Here is a 21739-nt window from a genome sequence, read left to right on the forward strand (position 1 = left end):
CTGTGCCGTTGTGGCTGGCTTGACATGACTAAACCGGATTATGTTGCATACCATGATACCGAGTGGGGAGTACCGGTTTACGATGATCAGCGTTTATTTGAGTGTTTAACCCTTGAAGCCGCGCAAGCGGGATTAAGCTGGTATACGGTGCTTAAAAAACGTGAGCAGTATCGTATCGCATTTGCGGGGTTTGATCCGGTAAAGGTTGCAAGCTTTGATGCGACAAAAGTCGCTGAATTATGTCAAAATCCGGGGATAATTCGTCATCGCTTAAAAATAGCTGCGGCCATCAATAATGCCGCCCGTTTTTTAGAAGTCCAAGCTGAATTTGGCAGTTTTAGTGCTTATCTATGGCGTTTTGTGAACGGTTCTGTGCAAGTGAATAGCATTAACAGTGTTGCAGATTATCGGGCAACGAGTCCGGAATCGGATGCGTTGAGTAAAGATTTAAAGAAACGGGGTTTTACGTTTGTAGGCTCTACAATTATGTATGCCTATATGCAGGCGGTTGGGATGGTCAATGATCATCATAATGCCTGCTTTCGTAAAACGGCTGTAATCGCCAAAGCACCCTAACTGCATTTTCACACGGTATACGCGAAACATGCAGTTAGGTGTAACAGGGGGGTTAAGTGCTCGGAATACGTGCGCTTATTTTAATGCTGCAAAAGCGTAATCAGCCGCGGCAATTGTTTCAGCAATATCTTCATCTGTATGGGCTAATGAAATAAAACCTGCCTCATACGCGGATGGCGCCAAATAAATACCTTGTGCTAGCATCAGGTGGAAAAAGCGTTTAAACGCCTCGATATCACAGCGTGTGGCTTGTTGAAAGTTACTTACTCGACCTTCAGTAGTAAAGAACATCCCAAACATGCCGCCAACCTGATTAAAACTCACTGGGATACCATGTTTTGCTGCTGCATGCGCCAAGCCTTTTAGTAATTGCGCTGTTTTAGCGGTCAGCGCCTCATACACGCCTGGTTTACTGATTTCTTGCATTGCGGCTAAGCCAGCTGCCATGGCAATCGGGTTGCCCGACAAGGTACCTGCTTGATATACCGGCCCTAATGGCGCGATATGTTGCATGATGGCTTTTTTACCGCCAAAAGCGCCTACCGGCATGCCGCCACCAATAATTTTACCCAGCGTGGTTAAATCCGGTGTCACGCCATAGTACGCTTGTGCGCCACCGAGCGCGACCCGGAAACCTGTCATCACTTCATCAAAAATAAGTACACTACCGTACTCATCGCAGAGTTGGCGCAGTCCTTCTAAAAAGCCTGGCTCAGGTGGAATGCAGTTCATATTACCGGCAACCGGTTCTACAATAATGCAGGCAATTTGCTCACCTTGCTCGGCGAAAAGGTGTTGGATTTGGGCTAAATTATTGAATTCGCATGTTAGGGTGTATTTAGCAAAATCGGCTGGTACACCCGGTGAATTAGGGACCCCTAGTGTTAACGCACCCGAGCCCGCTTTTACCAACAAAGAATCTGCGTGGCCATGATAACAGCCTTCAAACTTCACAATAGTATCACGGCCGGTATACCCGCGCGCCAAGCGAATTGCGCTCATAGTGGCTTCGGTACCTGAACTTACCATGCGAAGCATTTCCATGCTGGGCACTAATTCGGCAACCTTTTCAGCCATGGTAACTTCTGCTGGGCAGGGGGCACCGAAACTTAACCCATTTGCGGCTGCCGCGATAACAGCATCACGAATAACGGGGTTGTTATGCCCCAGTAACATTGGACCCCAAGAGCCGATATAATCAATGTAGCGTTTACCATCTACATCGAATAAATACGCACCCTCGGCCTTTGCTACAAAAAAAGGCTCGCCCCCTACGCTTTTGAATGCACGAACGGGGGAGTTTACTCCACCTGGGATAGTGTGCTGGGCACGGGCGAATAATTCAGAAGAAATTGACATTATACTTATCCTGTCAGTTATTTATTGGTGTACCAAGGTACGGCGCATTCGTAATCCTGTACGAGATCCTCTACCCCTAATGTGAGCGCAAACAATGCCATTCTCACTAAAATACCATTATCCGCTTGGCGGAAAATGGCAAGGTTCGGATTTAAATTGAGATCATTGTCTAATTCATTTGCTTCTTGCCGTGAATCCCGTGGCAAAGGATGCATGATCACCGTATTAGATTTACAGTGCCGCGTGTAAATTTCCTGATTTAACCTAAATTTACCGCGATAGAGATTAGCTTCGGCTTTGGAGGGGAAGCGTTCTTCCTGAATACGCGTTTGATAGACAATATCGGCGTTAAGATTCCCTTCTAACTTATCGCTAATGGTCAGGCGATGACCGGCGTTATCCAAGGCGGCGATAATCTCGTCGGGCATCGCCAATTCTTGTGGTGAAATTAAGGTAATTTGTAGGTTTTTATACAAGCTGAGTAGCTTTGATAACGAATGAACGGTACGGCCAAATTTAAGATCACCGACCATGGCAATGTGCATGCCATCGATAGTTTGTCCTGAGGCGATTAATTCTTGTTCAATGGTAAAGAGATCTAACAGCGCTTGGGTGGGATGTTCATTCGCACCGTCGCCACCATTAAGGACGGGTACTCGACTGCCTTCAGCAAACTCTGCCACCGACCCCGCTTGAGGATGGCGCATGGCAATCACATCACTGTAACTGCTGATCACCCTGGCTGTATCATATAAGGACTCGCCCTTCGATAAAGCAGACGATTCCATGCCCGTCGTTTCGCGCACTTCGCCCCCAAGTAGATTAAATGCGCAGCCAAAGCTAACGCGGGTGCGGGTACTAGGTTCAAAAAATAAATTGCCCAAAATGGCGCCGTCGAGCACTTTCGTGCGCTTTTTACGACTAGCATAAGGGCTCATTTTTCTAGCGATTTCAAAAATATACTGAATGCTGTCACGGTTGAATTGTTTTACCGAGAGAATATGCTGACCTTTAAAGCTCATAGTACGGCTCACTTAATCGAATAGCGGATGGGGCAGCCTAGCGGCTTGTGCACTGTATTATACGCAATTTATAACGGCTTTAACACGGCCAACAAAATGATGACTAACAGCACTAACACGGGAACTTCATTAAAAAAACGATAAAACCGTGGGCTATGTTGATTTCGATTATGTTTGAAATCTGCCAGTAATTTAAAACAATACCCATGATAGGCATAAAGAAACAGAACTAAGATCAGTTTGTAATGCAGCCAGGTACTGGCAGCAAACCAGACCCGGCCATAGCTCATGATCAGCAGTACGCCAAACACTAACGTGAGTACAGCAAAGGGGGTAACAAAATACAGCAGCCGACGTTCCATTACTTTGAACGTGCTATCACAATCAGGGCTTTGGGTTTCTGCATGGTATACAAACAGACGCGGTAAATAAAAAATACCGGCAAACCAAGCCACCATAAAGAACACGTGTAATGCTTTGTAAATTAAAATAAGTGTCATATTAAATTGTTCTGTTTGATTAAAAGTGCGCGTAATTGGTCCCAACGTATAATGCCCAAAGGCACATTAGGATCATCTTGATAAATATATACAATCCCTTCACGTTTATCTTCCAGTTCGCCAAGTACTTCGGCCATCGTACATTGCTGAGATAACCCCTTTACCGGAAGATATTGAATGGCACTGTCGCCACTGAGTGATAAGCTAATATCATACTGCGCCAAATAATAGTGCGATGTATTATCCAAGGTACGTTTAATCAATAATTGGCTGGGTGGTTGTAAGGTGGCAAGGTGCTGGCGTACCACCGCTTCATCAGGGTTATCTAGTAAGTGATAATCTTGGCTTACTACCGCGAGTACCCCAACTTTTTGTAACACGTCATCGGCCGGTGAGAGTTTATACGGCAGTTGCATAAAATCCAATTGCATTAAAAATATCGATTTATTATTAAAAAACTGCACAGTTGTAACGTAAGCCGTAACGATCACTAACATCGCAGGTAAAATGATATGCTGATTAGCCGCTAACTCCAGTACCGCAACCAGTGCGGCTAAGGGCGCATGTAAGGTGGCGGCCATCATGCCCGCCATACCTAATACCGCATAGGTCCCCGCATTACTGCTGTTATCAACGATAATGGCCGGCACTATCGCCAAGATGGTGCCAAGCACCACACCAATACCAAAAATAGGACCAATGATCCCGCCGGGTACGCCTAATCCTATCGCAAATAACGTTAAAACCATTTTGCCAAATAGAATAACTAACAAGAGATGGATTTCAGTAGGGCTATTAATAGCAAATTGAATGGCACCGGTCTCCGCCCCCATCGCATGGGGAATAAAATAGCCCACCGCAGCGGTTACTGCACCGGCTAAGGCAAGGCGTAATAGTAGAGGCCATTTCTTAAAAATATGCAGTAAGCGCATCATATTGCGGTTAAAAAACCAGGCAACAGCACCAAAAATGATGCCGCATAAAATAAGATAGGGAAAGTGCCAAACGCTTAAGTTAATAATATCCAACGCCGCCAGTTCGCGATCATGACCAAAGACCCACTGCGTAGCTAATGCCCCGACAACAGAGGCTAACATTACGGGGATAAAGACATGGATTCGGTATTCACGCAGCACGACCTCCATTACAAAGATCATGGCAGCTAAAGGCGTATTAAAGGACGCAGAAATGCCTGCAGCAATGCCGCAACCCGCTAAAATGCGGATACTGTTATAAGGCAATTTTAGGTATCGACCGACGCTACTCGCGCCATAAGCGCCTAAATGCACTGATGGCCCTTCTCTACCCACAGAGAAACCACTAGATAATGCTAAAATGCCGCCAAAAAACTGATTTAAGGTGTTTCGAAATGGCATGATGCCATATGCCGTTTTAATCCGATGGATGACAAAAGGAATGCCGAGGCGGTAATGACGATAGCCGGTGATCAGAGCAATTAAACCAATGCAGGCTGCGCCACCTAAGGGCAATAACCAGCGAATATCGGCATCAATGCTACTAAAATCATCGCTGTGAGTTAAGAAAAAACCTTGTAAGCCTATAATGGCGAGCCGAAAAAGAATTATCAGCAGCGCTGCAATTAAGCCGCCTAGCATTCCCAGCAAACAAAGCTGCAATGAGGTTTGCGGTAATGCTAACCGTCGTTGTAATGACGGTAAATAAGCCTGCCAACGTTGCATAAAAGCCCTAAATCCCTAGCGCCAAGGAAGATAACCTTAGTTTATCATAGGCTGCTTCACCTGTGTGTCACATTGTATAGTTCTGGTGTGTGATGAGTGTGGCGCAGCGCTATTGTCGTTGCTTCAAGTATGGCTGATTCGGGGAAATACTTGAATAAATTAGTCAGGTATTAGATAATCAAAAGCGTTTTTACGCTGGTTGGAGTTATCATGTCTGAAGTACAGATCCCATTAGAGTTTTCTGATGCCGCAGCACGTAAAGTGGCTGCTTTAGTAAGTGAAGAAGAAAACCCTGAACTTAAATTACGGGTATATATTACCGGGGGTGGCTGTTCAGGCTTTCAATACGGCTTTACCTTTGATGAAAAAGTAAACGTAGGTGATTTTTTAATTGAAAAGCAAGGGGTTGCAATGGTTGTAGATCCCATGAGCTTACAATACTTGATGGGTGGGGTGGTAGATTACACCGAGGGCCTTCAAGGCAGCCGTTTTACGGTGCAAAATCCCAATGCAACCACTACCTGTGGCTGCGGTTCTTCTTTTTCGGTGTAACACTTAACCTATTACACCGTGCTTGCTGGTTCTAATGCTAACATTGCTGTTTACAATGTTAGCATTACTCTCTCTACTTACTACACGACCTCTATTATATATAGCGACGCGCGGTTTGTGCGCTTGCACATCACATATTGGTGAGCAAAAGCAATACCCATAATACCAACGCTAACACACCATTAAAGATCCCAATATAAATAAAGCCTCGTCGGCCTTGTTTTAACGGTATTTGATAATGACGCAAAAATAAGAACCAGCCTAGGCACATTAATACAGGCAATAAAAATAATAATCTAATCATGTATTCCTCATTTTTGCGTAACGTTATTTACACGCTCTAGATATATTAAAACTGCTAACGTGATAGCGCAGCGTTAAGCTCACTGGTTTTACGTTTTTTATCGTGTCTAGCTGTACGCTCATCGCAACCTATGATATTAATTAAGTACCAAAAAACTGATGTTCAACAGGATAACCTCAGACAATTAATGCAGGGAGCAGTGTAATCATAAAAAATAAAAGCGTAACACGCTGGGAGAAGAAAAAATATGAAAGGTACAAAAAGTGTTGTTTCAGACGAAAATAAACGGTTGTGTGTTTGGTTAAAACGCCAACGTCAAGAAAAAGGCCACACTATGCGCAGTTTATCAGAGCTTTTGGGTACTCCTCACTCGTTTATCGGTAAAGTGGAAAACCAAGAGCGCAGATTAGATGTGGTTGAGTTTGTCAGATATTGCCAAGCCTTAGAGGTAGATCCAGCAGAAGGATTACGTCAAGTTTTAAGTCTGTAACATTTCTCTCGTTATCACCTGTTTTGACATCAAAGCCGCATTTACGCGGCTTTTTTATTAATCTTTTCGTTATACCATTAAGGTAACTACTTGACCTCTGTTGACAGCCCGTTAAGCTAGACCAAATTTATTTATGGTAAGGTTCCTCATTGACGTTGCTAAACACCTGGATAACCTCTTTACGCATTTATTATCAACGGCGCGTATTGATCATTTTTTTGTTGGGATTCTCAAGTGGTTTACCCATGGTTTTGGTGTTTGGAACTTTGTCGTTTTGGCTGCGTGAGGCCGGCGTATCGCGTGCTGAAATTGGTTACTTTAGTTGGGTTGTATTAGCTTACAGTGTGAAATGGATGTGGTCACCCTTAGCCGATCGCTTACAGATCCCTTGGTTATATCGTTTACTTGGTCGAAGACGAAGTTGGTTGTTATTATCGCAAGCTGCCGTGATGTTGGGCATCTTAGGTATTTCTTATTCCGATCCGCAGCAAGATTTAGCTTTAATGGCGTTGTTTGCCGTGATCCTCGCGTTTGCATCGGCTACGCAAGATATAAGCGTAGATGCCTTTCGCATAGAAAGTGCGCCTGAGCAGATGCAGGCTGCGCTAGCTGCTGCGTATTTATTGGGTTATCGGCTTGCGATGATTTTAGCCTCGGCAGGTACGCTGTGGCTAGCGGCGTTGTTTGCTACCAGCCCAGATTATCAGCTAGCCAGTTGGCAACACGCATACAGTGTGATGGCTCTTTGTATGTTGCCGTGCATTATTACCACGTTACTTTGCCAAGAACCCGTCAATACCCTGCTTAGCGCTAACACCTCAACGGGTAAACCTTGGCAGCGATTTGTCAGCTGGTTAAAGTTAGCTATTGTGGCGCCGTTTGTAGATTTTTTTCAGCGGTATCGTTGGCAAGCCCTGGTGATCCTGGCATTGATTGCCTGTTACCGCATGAGTGATGTGGTTATGGGGGTGATGGCTAACGCGTTTTATGTAGATATGGGTTTTAGTAAAGAAGAAGTGGCAAGTATTTCCAAAGTATTCGGCGTTATTATGACACTCGTTGGGGCGGCCCTAGGTGGTGTGTTATTGAATCGGTTTGGCACGTTGAAAATTTTATTTTTAGGGGCAGTGCTTAGTGCGGTAACCAATTTATTGTTCTCGTTACTGAGTGTTATTGGTCATGATGTATTTTGGCTAACCGTGGTGATCTCCGCCGATAATCTTAGTGCCGGTATCGCTACCAGTGCGTTTATTGCCTATTTATCGTCGTTGGTCAATTTGGCTTACACTGCAACGCAGTATGCCGTGTTCAGCTCGTTAATGTTATTGCTACCAAAATTTATTGGTGGATTTTCAGGAGAATGGGTTGAAAGTATGGGGTATAGCCAATTTTTCATGGTAACGGCGCTATCTGGCATACCCGCGCTAATACTGATTGTCATAATTGGGTATTGTAAAATGATCCCATCTGACAACGTGCTAGATAACGATGAACTCAGCCGACGTGAAACGCCTTAAAAATAGATAAAGTGGCAAACAAGCACCATTATTACTTGCGTGAGCTAAGGGCGCAGGCCCACGCAGTTTTGCGGACAGTGGCCTTTACCCACCAGAAACCCTAAGCAATGTTGTAAGTTACGCTTGAGCTTTTTATTCTGTCGTAATTGCTGTTCTGGCCAGTACTCCAATTGATGCAACAGATGCCAGAAGACTTTTTCAGAATAACTAGGAGGCGTTACGGGTTTATGGCTTAAGGCTGCCCATTCTTCCAACGTATCCCATATAAATAGATGCAATTCACGATGTGGTAATTGCCCGCGTAAAAACCGTGAGGCATAAAACACTAATTGCTGTGACTTGTCGTCAATAAAGGTCGTGATCATGTTTTACTCCAAGCAAAGATACGTGGCAGTTATAACGGTAACGATGTAGTACCCTTTACCAAGATTATCGTGCTGCCTGTTCTTAATCATCACGCCACGGAATGTGAGACAAGGTGGCGCCTTGAATCTACTGAGATAGCGGCTTGAATCTATCTCAATAGAAACTTACCCAATTTGCGTAAAGTATAGTCGTTGTCAGGAAGAAGTGAGTTGTTGCGAACAAATTTTATTTACATTCGCCCCTGCGAATCGCAAGGGCAAATTTCGAAGCTGATCTAGTTAGATCGTAAGGATGGAAGGCAAAGGAATAGAATGAGGGTTATTCTTGGGGTAACAGAATGACCATTTTTAATATAACCTGCTCCACTGGTACATCTGGCCACCCCAGTTGTTCAGATACCGCGGTTTCGCGTTGTTGAATTTTATCAAGTACTTCCATACCGGAAACCACTTGACCAAAAACGGCATAACCCCAACGGCTACCGGGATCCAAACTGGTATTATCATTTAGGTTAAAATAAAATTGGCTATCAGCACTATGCGGATCCGTTTGTCTCGCCATGGCAATACTGCCAAGTTGATTTTTTAACCCATTACCTGATTCATTAAAAATGGGCTTCAAGGTTTCAATGGCTTTGTAATCGGGGAGGTAACCGCCGCCTTGTAACACAAATTCAGGAATTAGCCGATGAAAAACGGTATTGTTATACGCATTTTTTTTTACGTAGCTAAGAAAATTATTAACCGTAATGGGTGCTCGACTGCGATCCAGTTCCACTACGATTTCGCCTTCGGAGGTTATAAATTTAACCTTTGGGAATAAGTTATCTGGTTGCATAAATTGGCCCGCGTGTAAGGCCGTGCTGCAAAACAGCAGCAAACTTACTAAAAATACCTTCATAGTTCCCTCGTTAGTTCAGCGCGTCTTTCCAAGTAGGATCTTGCAATAACTGATTTAATACTTGCTCGGTAAGAATACGGAGTTCACGCTCAACGGCAGCCAAATCCACTTTGAAGGGCGCAGTATAATTGCTATCGCCCGCATAAGATTTACTAAAGGTACCATTATCACTTTGAATAAATACAGTTAGGGTCACTTGATTCACAACTTGATGATCAATCGGTCGTTGTAAAACATTGGACTGTAACTGATTAATTTGGATTTTAAATTGAACACTATGCTGACTATCCACATTGGCGCCTTTTTCTCTCAATGCGCTGGTCAAGGTGTTTTCTAACTGCAAGCGTACGTCGTTACTAGTACGATAGTGGTTTTCATTGCTGCCTTGTTTTATCGTCAACGTTTGTGGTCTTGGGCGCATATCAACCACCGAGAAGCTGAACTGTGCACCTTGTAATTCCGCATTTTGCGGCCAAAAAATTTGCGGAACAACCATAAATGAGGGCACTTTGGTCGCGCAGCCTACCAACACTAATACCAGTATTAGCCATAAATAACGCATGATTAACTCCTTTTGATGGATTCTAAAATAACAAACTTAGGATTAGCCGCCAATTGTTGGCAATGGCCAAATAGTTTTTCTAATTGTAACCGATACGGTAAGTGACGATTCGCCACAATACGTAAGCGGCCACCGGTTTTAAGTACGCGTTTTGCGTCACGAAACATTTGCGAAGCAATATGGGTAGTTACTGCGCTTTGTTGATGAAAAGGCGGGTTACAGATAACCCAATCAGCGCTGTTATCCGCCTGGCGGGTTAAACAGTCATCTGCAATAAATTGGCACTGGGCAAGAAAGTGCGGATAATTTTCCATGATGGTCGCTTGGGCTGACGCAACAGCCATATAAGACTCATCACAGGCTATTAAGTTGCACTGCGGCTGTTGTGTTAGTAGCTGTAAACTGAGCACACCATTACCACAGCCTAAATCAATGACAGTACTATTGGTCGCCACGGTGGGCAAATGATCTAAAAAAAACCGTGCGCCGATATCTAATTGCTCACGGGCAAACACATTAGCATGATTTACCAACATGATATTGCTATTGTCTAATCTCCAGCGCAGCGGAAAATTTGTGGCGGGCGGCTGCCGCGTTGTATCGTATTCTGTTTCAATATACCGGCATTTTTTTATCGTAAGGGACGCTTGGGTTGGCCCAATATATTGCTCAAATAAGCTCAGGACATTCCGCGTGATATCTTTAGCTTTGGCGGCAATTATTAGCCGAGTGTGTGGTGTGATGCTCTGTTTGAGTGCCGCGAGTTGGTATTTAAGGTAGCTATGATTCGACGGTAATTTATACAGTACTAAGTGTGGCGCTGTGGGTAATGGATCTAAACTGGTGAGTTCATAAAGCGCGTGGTTTGATATTGCATTTTGGGTGCGGTTATGGCGACTAGCATGTTGTGATAATACCGAGTCTTGCACCACAAACAGCGCACTTTCAATCGGTAAAACGGTACTTACGCCACAGGATAGCGCGCCAAAAGCATCATTTAAAATAAGTACCTGCAAAGGATTCGATGCGTTTGCTGGCCTAGCACGGCAATACGCTATGGCTTGCTCTAATATCAGCTCATCGGCGGCATCCCAAGCTTGTAAACTTTGATTAGGTTGGTTCAGCGGCCAGCGCTGCAAGTGAAGTTTGGTGGCACCTAAACTAAAAAGCGTATTCATAATCATGTCATCAACAAAGGCAAGACGCTATTCTGACATGGTGCAAGCGGTGCGACAACTGTTAAGCCAAGCAGGGCAAGGTGGCTTGCTATGATATATACAGGGCTATTTCGCCCTGCTGAAGGAAACCGCGCTGGTAAATAGCGTAACAGGCTGCTTAGAGGTATTTTTACAGGACAAAGTGTCAGGGCTTAGCTAGAATAAGCAAACGGATAACAAAAGGAGCGGTTAAACAATGTTAATCCACACTTCTATTGAGCAAAAATTATTGGCCGCGTTTAAACCTGTTTTTTTAGACGTGATTAACGAAAGTGCTAATCATAATGTTCCCGCGGGCTCAGAATCCCATTTTAAAGTGGTGATTGTTACGCCAGCCTTTGATGGCATGCGTTTACTGCAACGTCATCGCGCCGTAAATGCTATCGTAGCTGAGGAGTTAGCCGAAAAAATTCATGCACTTGCCTTACATACCTACACCCCCTCCGAATGGTATGAATACTATGCCGAAAAACCTCCGGTCTCGCCTAAATGTTTTGGTGGTAGCAAAATAGATAAAGACGCATAGCGCGTTTTTTTGCTGATCAGACCTGTTTTTTGCGTTAAAGTTTTACACTATCGGCACTTTAATAACGACAACAGCAGGTTTCCTCATGGTTATTCAACCAAAAATTCGTGGTTTTATTTGTACTAACGCGCATCCCACGGGCTGTGCAGAGCATGTTAATGAACAAATCGCCTATGTTAAGGCATTAGGTCCCGTAGCAAATGGACCAAAGAACGTATTGGTGATTGGTGCCTCGACAGGGTACGGTTTAGCCTCTCGGATCACAGCTGCTTTTGGCTCGGGCGCTAATACCCTTGGCTTGTTTTTCGAAAAAGAACCCACAGACAGTAAAACCGGTTCAGCGGGTTGGTATAACACTGCCGCCTTTGAGGATGCCGCCGCAAAGGCGGGTTTGTGGAATAAACATTTAAACGGTGATGCCTTTACGGATGAATTAAAAGCGCAAGCAATTGATATTATTCGCAGCGAAATGGGTAAAATTGATTTAGTAGTTTACAGTTTAGCTGCGCCACGGCGTAAAGATCCTGTGACAGGAGAAGTGTTTAGCTCCGTGCTAAAACCTATTGGCCAGTCTTATACAGCTAAAAATCTAAACACCTCTAAACGTGAAATTGAAGAAGTTTCAGTCGATCCTGCCAATGAAGAAGAAATTTATAACACCGTAAAAGTGATGGGTGGAGAGGACTGGGAGCGTTGGTTAAGCCAATTAGCGGCGGCAGGTGTTTTGGCTGAAGGCTGTCAAACAGTAGCCTATACCTATATTGGTAAAGAGCTGACATGGCCTATTTATGGCAAAGCGACCATTGGCAAAGCGAAAGAAGATTTAGATCGGGCGGCGGCTGCCATCACGGCGAGTTTAACAGCGAAAAATGGCAAAGCCTACGTTGCGTCGTTAAAAGCACTGGTAACCCAGGCAAGCTCTGCTATACCTATTATGCCCCTCTATATTTCATTGCTGTACCGCGTAATGAAAGCCGAGGGCACGCACGAAGGGTGTATAGAACAAATTAATGGTTTATTCCGGCAGGGACTTTACAGTGCAGATCCGCTATTGGATGAAGCCGGACGTTTACGCATGGACGGCAAAGAATTAAGTGATCATGTGCAAGAGACTGTAAAAGGATTATGGGCGCAAGTCAGCACTGAAACCATTGATACCTTAACGGATTATGCGGGCTATCATAATGAATTTTTAAGATTGTTCGGGTTTGGTTATGCGCATGTCGATTACACTGCCGATGTGTCGCCAGTACGCCCATTACAAAATTTGGTAAATTAGTCGTATTGACAGCATAAAAGCCTTTTCTTTGCGGCTTTTATGCTGATTTAGCCTATTAATATTCTTGTGCAATGCATGGATAATTTTTGGCAATACCATGGATACACTAAGGGTTTAATGGTAGAATTCGCGACTTTAATACGTGTATCTGGTTATCTTTTGTGCAGTTGCAGGCAGCGCAATTGTAAAACCAGGTGTGCTGCGGCTAAGCAGCTGAAAAACTAGGCCCTGTTTCTTCCCAAAATAGTAGTGCAAGTACGTATGATAAAACTCAAAAAAGGCTTGGACATTCCCCTTGCAGGCAGTCCTAAACAAGAGATCACTACGGGCAATACCGTCACAACTGTCGCCGTTTTAGGTGAAGAGTATGTTGGTATGCGTCCGACCATGGCGGTCGAAGTAGGTGATACCGTAAAGAAAGGTCAGGTGCTTTTCGAAGATAAGAAAAACCCTGGTGTTAAATTTACGGCGCCTATCGCGGGTACGGTAAAAGAGATCAATCGTGGTGCTAAACGCGTATTGCAATCTGTGGTAATTGCCGCTTCGGGTGATGCTGCTGAACGCTTTACCGCGTACTCAGCTGAGCAACTCTCGACCTTAACAGCCGAACAAGTTAAACAAAACTTGGTTGACTCAGGTTTGTGGGTTGCTTTTAGAACACGTCCGTTCTCGCAATCACCAGCAATCGACAGTACACCTAAAGCTATCTTTGTTAACGCGATGGATACCAACCCGTTAGCGGCAGATCCTGCTGTGGTTATTGCAGCTGATGCCAACGCCTTTACACAAGGGTTAACGGTTATTTCGCGTTTAACAGAAGGTAAAGTGTACTTGACGAAGAAAGCCGGTGCTAATGTACCGAGCATATCAAACGTCACGGTTGCTGAGTTTGACGGTCCTCATCCTGCAGGCCTCGTTGGTACGCATATTCATTTCTTAGACGCGGCAAGCACTAAGAAAGTGGTATGGCACATTGGCTATCAAGACGTTATCGCTGTTGGCAAATTATTTGCCACGGGCGAGCTGCACAGCGAGCGCGTAATCGCCTTGGCCGGTCCTGTAGTGAAATCGCCACGTTTAATCAAAACTTTGTTAGGCGCCTCAGTTGAAGAATTAACTGCTGGTGAACTTAATGAAGGTCAAAACCGTATTATATCAGGCTCGGTTCTCGCGGGTACCACAGCCAAAGGTGTAAATGGATACGTTGGTCGTTTCCATACGCAATTATCAGTATTAGCTGAAGGCTACGACAAACATTTCTTAGGATGGATCGCACCAGGTGCTGAAAAGCACTCTGTAACGCGCGCTTACCTTGGCCATTTGAATCCGAAAAAGTTGTTTAACCTCACAACAACCACTAACGGTTCTTCACGGGCTATGGTACCAATTGGTAACTATGAGCGGGTAATGCCATTAGATATTCTGCCGACGTTATTGTTACGCGACATGATCTCTGGTGACACTGACGGGGCACAAACTTTAGGTTGCTTAGAACTGGACGAAGAAGATTTAGCCTTATGTACTTATGTATGTCCGGGTAAATACGATTACGGCACAATTCTGCGCAATTGCTTGAATACCATCCAGAAGGAAGGCTAATCATGAGCTTAAAGCATTTTTTAGAGCGCATTGAACCGCAATTTGAACAAGGCGGTAAATACGAAAAATGGTACGCATTATACGAAGCGGTTGCTACCGTTCTGTATACGCCAGGTTATGTAACTAAGAATGGCACACACATTCGCGATAGCATTGACCTAAAGCGCATTATGATTTTCGTGTGGCTGGCATTATTTCCAGCACTTTTCTTCGGCATGTATAACATTGGTCACCAAGCTTCATTAGCCTTGGCCCAAGGTTTTGCTACGCCTGATACTTGGCAAGTTGCTATCTACTCGGCCTTTGGTGGCGAGTTGACAGCTGGGTCAGGTTGGGGCGCCAAAATGTTTTATGGTGCGGTGTGGTTTTTACCCATCTACGCTGTAACTTTTGTGGTAGGTGGCTTCTGGGAAGTATTATTTGCTTCTGTTCGTAAACATGAAGTAAACGAAGGTTTCTTTGTAAGCTCAATCTTATTCGCCTTAATCCTCCCTGCAACTATTCCATTGTGGCAAGTTGCCTTAGGTATTACCTTTGGTGTGGTTGTTGCCAAAGAAGTTTTTGGTGGCACAGGTCGTAACTTCCTCAACCCAGCTTTAGCAGGTCGTGCATTCTTGTTCTTTGCTTACCCAGCACAAATTTCGGGTGATGCCGTTTGGACAGCGGCAGGTAAGCTTCCAGGTACAGCAGATGGTTATTCAGGTGCTACTTGGTTAAGTAAAGCTGCATCTATTCAGCCTTTACCTGATCAAACAATGGCTGAAGCAACCAATCAATTTTTCTCTCAATCAGACATTTGGTGGAATGCATTCCTAGGCTTTATACCGGGATCAGTTGGTGAAACTTCAGTATTGGCGCTGTTAATCGGCGGGCTGGCGCTGATTTACTTCCGTATTGCTTCATGGCGTATTGTGTTAGGTGTCATGGTCGGTATGATTTTAACCAGCTACCTGTTCAACGCTGTAGGTTCTAGCTCAAATCCATTATTTGCCATGCCTTGGCATTGGCATCTGGTACTGGGTGGTTTTGCTATTGGTATGTTCTTCATGGCAACCGATCCTGTGTCAGCCGCTTTTACCAACCAAGGTAAATGGGCATACGGTATTCTGATTGGTTTTATGGTGGTGATGATTCGTGTCGTCAACCCAGCATATCCGGAAGGAATGATGTTAGCGATTTTGTTTGCTAACTTGTTCTCTCCATTATTTGATTTCTTCGTCGCGCAAGCCAATATCAAGCGGAGGCTGGTACGTAATGTCTAGTAATAACGACAGCATCAGCAAAACACTGATTGTAGTAATTTCTTTATGTTTAGTGTGCGCCATTGTGGTGGCAACTGCGGCCGTACAATTGCGGCCAACTCAACAAGCAAACAAAAAGCTAGATTCGCAAGTTAACATTTTGCGTAGCGTTGGCTTAGTTGAGGGCAGTGCGCCCGCGACTAAAATTGCAGAATTGTTTGGTAAACATATTGAAACTCGCTTAGTAAATTTACAAACGGGTGAGATTGACGCGAGCTGTGATGTCCAGTGTGCGGAAAATTTTGATTACCGTAAATCGTTAAAAGAAGGTAAAGCCTTAGCACAAGCTGATGATGTTGCGTCAATTCGCCGCATTTCAGAATTAGCGCCGGTATACCTAACTTATGATGATAACCGTAATTTAAAAGCCATTGTGCTGCCAGTTCATGGTTACGGTTTATGGTCAACAATGCATGCGTTTTTAGCCTTAGAAACGGATGGTAATACCATTATTGGTATGAACTATTATGAGCAGGGTGAAACCCCTGGCTTAGGTGGCGAAATTGAAAATCCACGTTGGAAAGCGCAATTTGTGGGCAAACAATTAACCAACGAAGCTGGCGAATTAGCACTGACTATCTTAAAACCAGGTAATGCTGATCCGCAATCTGCACACCAAGTTGATGGTTTGTCAGGTGCAACCCTTACCGCTAATGGTGTTCAAAATACCTTTACATTCTGGATCGGTGACAGTGGTTTTGGTCCATTCTTAGCTAAAGTGCGTGAAGGAGCCTTAAACAATGGCTAATGCAAAAGAAATTAAAACCGTTTTATTTGGACCGGTTTTTGCAAACAACCCCATTGCTTTGCAAGTATTAGGGATATGTTCTGCATTAGCCGTAACGACACAAATGACAACGGCATTAGTAATGTGTTTAGCGCTTACTTTTGTAACTGCGTTTTCTAACTTTTTTATCTCAGTAATCCGTAATCACATTCCATCAAGTGTACGGATCATTGTGCAAATGACCATCATTGCTTCTTTAGTCATCGTGGTAGACCAATTTTTAAAGGCATACGCTTATGATTTATCTAAGCAGTTGTCAGTATTTGTTGGTTTGATTATCACTAACTGTATCGTAATGGGTCGCGCTGAAGCCTATGCGATGAAAAGCACACCGGGTATGAGTTTTCTAGACGGTATCGGTAACGGTCTAGGTTACAGTGTAGTATTACTGGTTGTTGCCTTTATTCGTGAGTTAGGCGGTTCAGGATCAGTGTTTGGCGTGCAAATTATGCCATTAATTAGCGAAGGCGGCTGGTATCAGCCAATGGGTATTTTATTAATGCCACCAAGTGCCTTTATTATTATTGCAGGCTTTATTTGGGTATTGCGTACGTACCGCCCAGAGCAAGTTGAGAAGAAGGCATAAGGAGCAAGTAATGGAACACTATATTAGCTTATTCGTTCGTGCCGTTTTTATTGAAAACTTGGCGTTAGCATTCTTCTTAGGAATGTGTACTTTCCTCGCTGTTTCACAAAAAATTACCACGGCTTTCGGTTTAGGTGTGGCAGTTATCGTAGTATTGGGTATTTCTGTGCCTGTTAACAATCTGGTTTTTGCGAACTTACTCGCACCAGGTGCCTTAGCATGGGCGGGCTTCCCCGATGCAGATTTAAGCTTTTTAGGCTTTTTGACCTACATTGGCGTTATTGCCGCGTTAGTACAAATATTGGAAATGTTGTTAGATAAGTATTTCCCTGCGTTGTACAACGCCTTAGGTATTTTCTTACCACTAATTACCGTTAACTGTGCGATCTTTGGTGCAGTAGCCTTTATGGTTGAGCGTGACTATACCTTTGGTGAGAGCGTGGTGTTTGGTTTAGGCAGTGGCGTAGGTTGGGCTTTAGCCATTACAGTTCTTGCGGCTGTGCGTGAGAAGTTAAAGTACGCCGATATTCCTGGTGGCTTACGTGGCTTGGGATCTACCTTTTTGGTAGTCGGTTTAATGGGATTAGGCTTTATGTCTTTCTCTGGCGTTCAACTTTAAGCAGTAGAGGAATAATACCATGCAAGAGATTTATCTTGGCGTTGGCATGTTCACTGTCGTGGTACTGGCGCTGGTTGTCATTATTTTGGCTGCCAAGTCAAAATTGGTCGCCAGCGGTGACATTACCATCAGTGTTAACGGTGATCCAAGCAAAGCAATTAAAACCAAAGCAGGCGGTAAACTGTTAAGCGTTTTAGCAGATAATGGGATCTTTTTATCATCAGCGTGTGGTGGTGGTGGTTCTTGTGGGCAGTGCCGTGTGCATGTTCATGAAGGTGGCGGTGAAATTCTGCCAACTGAATTAGGCCATATTACCAAGGGTGAAGCCCGTGAAGGTTGTCGTTTATCATGTCAGGTAAACGTTAAAACGGATATGGACATTGAAGTTGAGCCAGAAATCTTTGGGATCAAAAAGTGGGATTGTTCTGTTATATCGAACGATAACAAAGCCACTTTTATTAAAGAATTGAAGCTGCAAATTCCGGATGGTGAATCTGTTCCATTCCGTGCTGGCGGTTATATTCAAATTGAAGCGCCTGCGCATCATATCAAATATAAAGACTTTGATATTCCAGCGCAGTATCGTGGTGATTGGGAACGTTTTAAATTCTTCACACTTGAGTCTAAAGTTGATGAGCCGACGATCCGTGCTTATTCAATGGCAAATTATCCTGAAGAAGAAGGTATCATTATGTTGAATGTGCGGATTGCAACACCGCCGCCAAACAACTTAACGTTACCTTGTGGAAAAATGTCGTCTTTCATTTGGTCTTTGAAAGAAGGCGACAAAGTGACAATTTCTGGTCCCTTTGGTGAGTTCTTTGCCAAAGAAACCGAAGCAGAAATGGTCTTTATCGGTGGTGGTGCGGGTATGGCGCCAATGCGTTCGCACATCTTCGATCAATTACGTCGTCTGAAATCTAAACGTAAGATCAGTTTCTGGTACGGTGCCCGTTCTAAGCGCGAAATGTTCTATGTAGAAGACTTCGATATGCTAGCGGCTGAAAACGAAAATTTCGTTTGGCACACCGCACTGTCTGATCCACAGCCAGAAGATAACTGGACAGGTTATACCGGTTTTATTCATAACGTAATTTATGAAAACTACCTGAAAAACCATAAAGCGCCAGAAGATTGTGAGTTCTATATGTGTGGACCGCCAATGATGAACAAAGCGGTGATCAACATGCTAAAAGATTTAGGCGTAGAAGACGATAACATTCTGTTAGATGACTTCGGTGGTTAATCTTTAGCGAAAGCGGTAAAATATCTGGGGTGACGTATGTCGCCCCTTTTTATTTGTTGGAGTAGGGTTAATGAGATTATTGATACATACAATGTGGTGTAGTCTGTTCGTTGTCGGTGTTTTGTTACTCAGTGCATGCCAGCCAACACATCATGCGCAGGAATACCAGATTGAAGGCAAAACGATGGGCACATATTACATCGTGAAATTTTATGCCGAGCAGCAACCCGAACTCACGGCCTTACAACATTTATTGGACACAGAGTTAGAATTGATAAACGATTTGATGTCCACTTATCGGCCAGAATCAGAATTAATGCGCTTTAACCGGCAACTCACTACTGAGTCTTTTCAGTTATCGCCGCAGACCGCCAGTGTTATTGCCGAAGCACTGCGGATTGGTGAGCAAAGTGGTGGCATTTTAGATGTAACGGTAGGACCATTAGTTGAATTATGGGGGTTTGGGGCGCAGGGGCGTATTACACATGCTCCAGAATCTTCAGCGTTAGTGGCTATACGTGATTATGTCGGTATCGATAAATTAACCTTAAACGAAAACGTATTACGTAAACATGAGCCCCGTGTCGCGGTAGATTTATCAACGATTGCCAAAGGCTATGGCGTGGATCGATTGGCTGAGATCCTATTAGCAGAGGGTTATACGCAGTTTATGGTGGATATTGGTGGCGATATGCGTGTAGGTGGGGAAAAACCGACAGGGCCTTGGAAAATCGCGGTAGAAAAACCGGTTAGTCAGGCGCGTGCAGTACAGCGTATTCTCGCAGTCGAAAATATGTCGCTAGCTACCTCAGGCGATTATCGAAATTATTTTGAAGAAAATGGCATACGTTACTCCCATTTAATTGATCCGCGCACAGGTATGCCGATTCAACACCGAACTGTGTCCAGTACGGTATTGCATCCTGCCGCAATGACTGCTGATGCTTACGCTACTACGTTAAATGTGTTGCCAGTGGATGAAGCGCTTGCGTTCGCGAATACACATCAGATTGCGGTGTTATTAATCGTTAAAACTGATCAGGGGTTCGAAGAGCGATACTCTGATGCGTTTAGACCCTATTTATTAGAGCAATGAGGACTATTATGACTATTTTTCTACTCACTTTTGGCTTGTTTTTATTAGTTGTGCTGGCGATGGCCGCAGGATATTTATTGCAGCGTAAAACGTTAGCGGGCAGCTGTGGCGGTTTGGGTGAATTAAATATCGATAAGGCTTGTGATTGCGATAAACCCTGTGAAAAACGCCAAAAGCGTTTGGAAAAAGAAAAATTTTGGCAAGATAATAAAATTATCTAATACGCAAATATAAGCGCATTTTTATCCCTATGGCAGTTTAATAGATGGGCAGTATTGAGGTATTGGTAGCCGGTATTTGCTTATCACGGAAGACGATGCATGTTAGATCAGTTTTTTAAAGTGTCTGCGCGTGGAAGTTCGTTACGACGAGAGGTTTTGGCAGGTTTCACCACCTTTATGGCCATGTCTTATGTTCTCTTTGTCAATCCAAGCCTACTCGCGCAAGCCGGGATGGATCATGGGGCGGTATTTGTTGCTACTTGCTTAGCCGCAGCCTTAGGTTGTTTGTTGATGGGGCTACTCGCTAACTTGCCTATCGCTTTGGCGCCGGGTATGGGACTTAATGCTTTTTTTACCTATGTTATTGTTATAGAACAAGGCTACAGTTGGCAAACGGCTTTGGCTGCGGTGTTTTTCTCGGGCGCATTATTTTTACTGTTAAGTCTTTTCCGGGTGCGGGAATGGATTATCAATAGTATTCCTTTACCGCTAAAAATGGGGATCGCGGCAGGTATCGGCATGTTTTTAGCGCTAATTGCTCTTAAGACGGCGAATATTATTGTTGCTAGTCCTGCGACCTTAGTCACTCTTGGTGACTTGCACAGTCCCCAGGTCCTGTTAGTGCTCCTTGGTTTTTTTATTATTTTTGCGCTGGCGCATCGAGGCTGGCATAGCGCGGTATTGGTTAGCATTATGCTGGTTAGCTTAGTTAGCCTGCTATTAGGTGATAGCCAGTTTAGTGGTGTGTTAGCCGTGCCGCCATCTTTAGCGCCAACCTTTTTACAGTTGAATTTTTACGAGGCGTTGACCTTAAGCATTATTCCCGTTGTATTAACGCTGCTTTTTTTAGATCTTTTTGATACGTCGGGTACCTTAGTGGCCGTTACGCAAAAAGCCGGACTGATGCAAGCCGATGGTACTGTCCCTGAATTACCCAAAGCTCTCATTGCCGACAGCAGTGCCAGTATGGTCGGCGCTTTGTTGGGCACGTCTACGACAACAAGCTATGTAGAAAGTACCAGTGGAGTGTCTGCAGGCGGTCGTACGGGGCTGACTGCCGTGGTCACCGGCGGGTGTTTCTTATTGGCATTATGGTTTTCCCCTCTAACCGCCATGGTACCGACCTATGCCACTGCAGGCGCTTTATTGTATGTTGCAACCTTAATGCTGACCAGTTTGCAGCATGTGGAGTGGGACGACGTGCTGCAAGCGGTACCTGTCGCAGTGATTTTAATTATGATGCCATTAACGTTTTCTATAGCGGATGGTATTGGTATGGGATTTATTTGTTATGCCTTGCTGTGTTTACTAACGGGGCAACTCCAGCGGACGAGTATCAGTGTCTGGGTGTTAGCCAGTATTTTTCTGGCAAAATTTATCTTTGCGTGAATATAGCGGTGTTTGCTGCCATATA

General features: G+C 44.3%; 24 protein-coding genes. 15 read left to right on the forward strand and 9 right to left on the reverse strand.

The genetic code is table 11. The features are described 5' to 3' along the window. Window positions 1-24: 24 nt before the first annotated feature. Window positions 25-576, forward strand: coding sequence for a DNA-3-methyladenine glycosylase I (locus tag IE070_RS10715; RefSeq protein WP_373296967.1), 552 nt, complete (start codon window positions 25-27; stop codon window positions 574-576). A gap of 75 nt (window positions 577-651) precedes the next feature. Here IE070_RS10715 and hemL read toward each other — a convergent pair whose 3' ends face one another. The 4 genes from hemL to IE070_RS10735 form a co-directional block, all read right to left on the reverse strand. Next, a complete protein-coding gene (hemL, locus tag IE070_RS10720) occupies window positions 652-1935 on the reverse strand; it encodes a glutamate-1-semialdehyde 2,1-aminomutase (protein WP_189483183.1) in 1284 nt (427 codons plus the stop codon). 17 nt (window positions 1936-1952) lie between these two features. Continuing rightward, on the reverse strand, window positions 1953-2957 hold the full coding sequence (locus tag IE070_RS10725) for an aspartate carbamoyltransferase (protein ID WP_189483184.1): 1005 nt from the start codon (window positions 2955-2957) through the stop codon (window positions 1953-1955). A gap of 68 nt (window positions 2958-3025) precedes the next feature. After that, window positions 3026-3457 carry a protoporphyrinogen oxidase HemJ gene (gene hemJ / locus IE070_RS10730; RefSeq protein WP_189483185.1) on the reverse strand — a complete coding sequence of 144 codons (432 nt, stop codon included), beginning with the start codon at window positions 3455-3457 and terminating at the stop codon, window positions 3026-3028. Beyond that, window positions 3454-5157 carry a chloride channel protein gene (locus tag IE070_RS10735; RefSeq protein WP_189483186.1) on the reverse strand — a complete coding sequence of 568 codons (1704 nt, stop codon included), beginning with the start codon at window positions 5155-5157 and terminating at the stop codon, window positions 3454-3456. Before IE070_RS10735 ends, hemJ begins: the two co-directional genes overlap by 4 nt. A 210-nt stretch (window positions 5158-5367) precedes the next feature. Between IE070_RS10735 and erpA the strand changes: the two genes are divergently transcribed. Next, window positions 5368-5709, forward strand: a complete 342-nt coding sequence (erpA, locus tag IE070_RS10740) for an iron-sulfur cluster insertion protein ErpA (RefSeq protein ID WP_189483187.1) — start codon at window positions 5368-5370, stop codon at window positions 5707-5709. 130 nt (window positions 5710-5839) lie between these two features. Here the strand turns inward: erpA and IE070_RS10745 are convergent, their stop codons facing one another. Beyond that, complete coding sequence (locus IE070_RS10745; protein WP_189483188.1) at window positions 5840-6013, reverse strand: hypothetical protein; 174 nt, start codon at window positions 6011-6013, stop codon at window positions 5840-5842. Between the two features lie 247 nt (window positions 6014-6260). On the opposite strand from IE070_RS10745, the gene IE070_RS10750 reads away from it, so the two are divergent. Together IE070_RS10750 and IE070_RS10755 are read left to right on the forward strand one after the other, a co-directional pair. Next, window positions 6261-6503, forward strand: a complete 243-nt coding sequence (locus IE070_RS10750) for a helix-turn-helix domain-containing protein (RefSeq protein WP_189483189.1) — start codon at window positions 6261-6263, stop codon at window positions 6501-6503. 206 nt (window positions 6504-6709) lie between these two features. Next, window positions 6710-8020 carry an AmpG family muropeptide MFS transporter gene (locus tag IE070_RS10755; protein WP_229797034.1) on the forward strand — a complete coding sequence of 437 codons (1311 nt, stop codon included), beginning with the start codon at window positions 6710-6712 and terminating at the stop codon, window positions 8018-8020. A 44-nt stretch (window positions 8021-8064) separates the two neighbouring features. Here IE070_RS10755 and IE070_RS10760 read toward each other — a convergent pair whose 3' ends face one another. From IE070_RS10760 to IE070_RS10775, 4 genes are all read right to left on the reverse strand, one after another. Beyond that, a complete protein-coding gene (locus IE070_RS10760; RefSeq protein WP_189483191.1) occupies window positions 8065-8385 on the reverse strand; it encodes a hypothetical protein in 321 nt (106 codons plus the stop codon). A 319-nt stretch (window positions 8386-8704) separates the two neighbouring features. Beyond that, window positions 8705-9286, reverse strand: coding sequence for a peptidylprolyl isomerase (locus tag IE070_RS10765; RefSeq protein ID WP_189483192.1), 582 nt, complete (start codon window positions 9284-9286; stop codon window positions 8705-8707). 10 nt (window positions 9287-9296) lie between these two features. Next, on the reverse strand, window positions 9297-9848 hold the full coding sequence (locus tag IE070_RS10770; RefSeq protein WP_189483193.1) for a YajG family lipoprotein: 552 nt from the start codon (window positions 9846-9848) through the stop codon (window positions 9297-9299). Between the two features lie 2 nt (window positions 9849-9850). Beyond that, window positions 9851-11026, reverse strand: a complete 1176-nt coding sequence (locus IE070_RS10775) for a methyltransferase (protein ID WP_189483194.1) — start codon at window positions 11024-11026, stop codon at window positions 9851-9853. Window positions 11027-11261: 235 nt separating this feature from the next. Here IE070_RS10775 and IE070_RS10780 point away from each other — a divergent pair, with 235 nt between their 5' ends. The 11 genes from IE070_RS10780 to IE070_RS10830 all read left to right on the forward strand — a co-directional run bounded on the left by IE070_RS10780 (window position 11262) and on the right by IE070_RS10830 (window position 21714). Then, a complete protein-coding gene (locus IE070_RS10780) occupies window positions 11262-11591 on the forward strand; it encodes a BolA family protein (protein WP_189483195.1) in 330 nt (109 codons plus the stop codon). Between the two features lie 85 nt (window positions 11592-11676). Next, the gene (gene fabV, locus IE070_RS10785; RefSeq protein WP_189483196.1) at window positions 11677-12870 is read left to right on the forward strand and encodes an enoyl-ACP reductase FabV; all 1194 of its coding nucleotides are present in this window, start codon (window positions 11677-11679) and stop codon (window positions 12868-12870) included. 261 nt (window positions 12871-13131) lie between these two features. Further along, entirely contained in the window at window positions 13132-14469 is a 1338-nt protein-coding gene (locus tag IE070_RS10790; RefSeq protein ID WP_189483197.1) for a Na(+)-translocating NADH-quinone reductase subunit A, read from the forward strand. Window positions 14470-14471: 2 nt separating this feature from the next. Beyond that, window positions 14472-15731, forward strand: coding sequence for an NADH:ubiquinone reductase (Na(+)-transporting) subunit B (locus tag IE070_RS10795; protein WP_189483198.1), 1260 nt, complete (start codon window positions 14472-14474; stop codon window positions 15729-15731). After that, window positions 15724-16518, forward strand: a complete 795-nt coding sequence (locus IE070_RS10800) for a Na(+)-translocating NADH-quinone reductase subunit C (RefSeq protein ID WP_189483199.1) — start codon at window positions 15724-15726, stop codon at window positions 16516-16518. Before IE070_RS10795 ends, IE070_RS10800 begins: the two co-directional genes overlap by 8 nt. Beyond that, window positions 16511-17143, forward strand: coding sequence for an NADH:ubiquinone reductase (Na(+)-transporting) subunit D (locus tag IE070_RS10805; RefSeq protein ID WP_189483200.1), 633 nt, complete (start codon window positions 16511-16513; stop codon window positions 17141-17143). The genes IE070_RS10800 and IE070_RS10805 overlap by 8 nt, the downstream gene beginning before the upstream one ends. Window positions 17144-17153: 10 nt before the next feature. Then, window positions 17154-17762, forward strand: a complete 609-nt coding sequence (gene nqrE, locus IE070_RS10810) for an NADH:ubiquinone reductase (Na(+)-transporting) subunit E (protein WP_189483201.1) — start codon at window positions 17154-17156, stop codon at window positions 17760-17762. Window positions 17763-17781: 19 nt separating this feature from the next. Further along, window positions 17782-19008, forward strand: coding sequence for an NADH:ubiquinone reductase (Na(+)-transporting) subunit F (nqrF, locus tag IE070_RS10815; RefSeq protein ID WP_189483202.1), 1227 nt, complete (start codon window positions 17782-17784; stop codon window positions 19006-19008). Window positions 19009-19078: 70 nt separating this feature from the next. Then, window positions 19079-20104, forward strand: a complete 1026-nt coding sequence (locus IE070_RS10820; protein WP_229797035.1) for an FAD:protein FMN transferase — start codon at window positions 19079-19081, stop codon at window positions 20102-20104. 8 nt (window positions 20105-20112) lie between these two features. Beyond that, the gene (nqrM, locus tag IE070_RS10825; protein WP_189483203.1) at window positions 20113-20325 is read left to right on the forward strand and encodes a (Na+)-NQR maturation NqrM; all 213 of its coding nucleotides are present in this window, start codon (window positions 20113-20115) and stop codon (window positions 20323-20325) included. A gap of 99 nt (window positions 20326-20424) precedes the next feature. Then, a complete protein-coding gene (locus tag IE070_RS10830; RefSeq protein WP_189483204.1) occupies window positions 20425-21714 on the forward strand; it encodes an NCS2 family permease in 1290 nt (429 codons plus the stop codon). The last annotated feature ends 25 nt before the right edge of the window (window positions 21715-21739 follow it).

The sequence above is a fragment of the Alishewanella tabrizica genome (assembly GCF_014652375.1).
GTDB lineage: Bacteria > Pseudomonadota > Gammaproteobacteria > Enterobacterales > Alteromonadaceae > Alishewanella > Alishewanella tabrizica.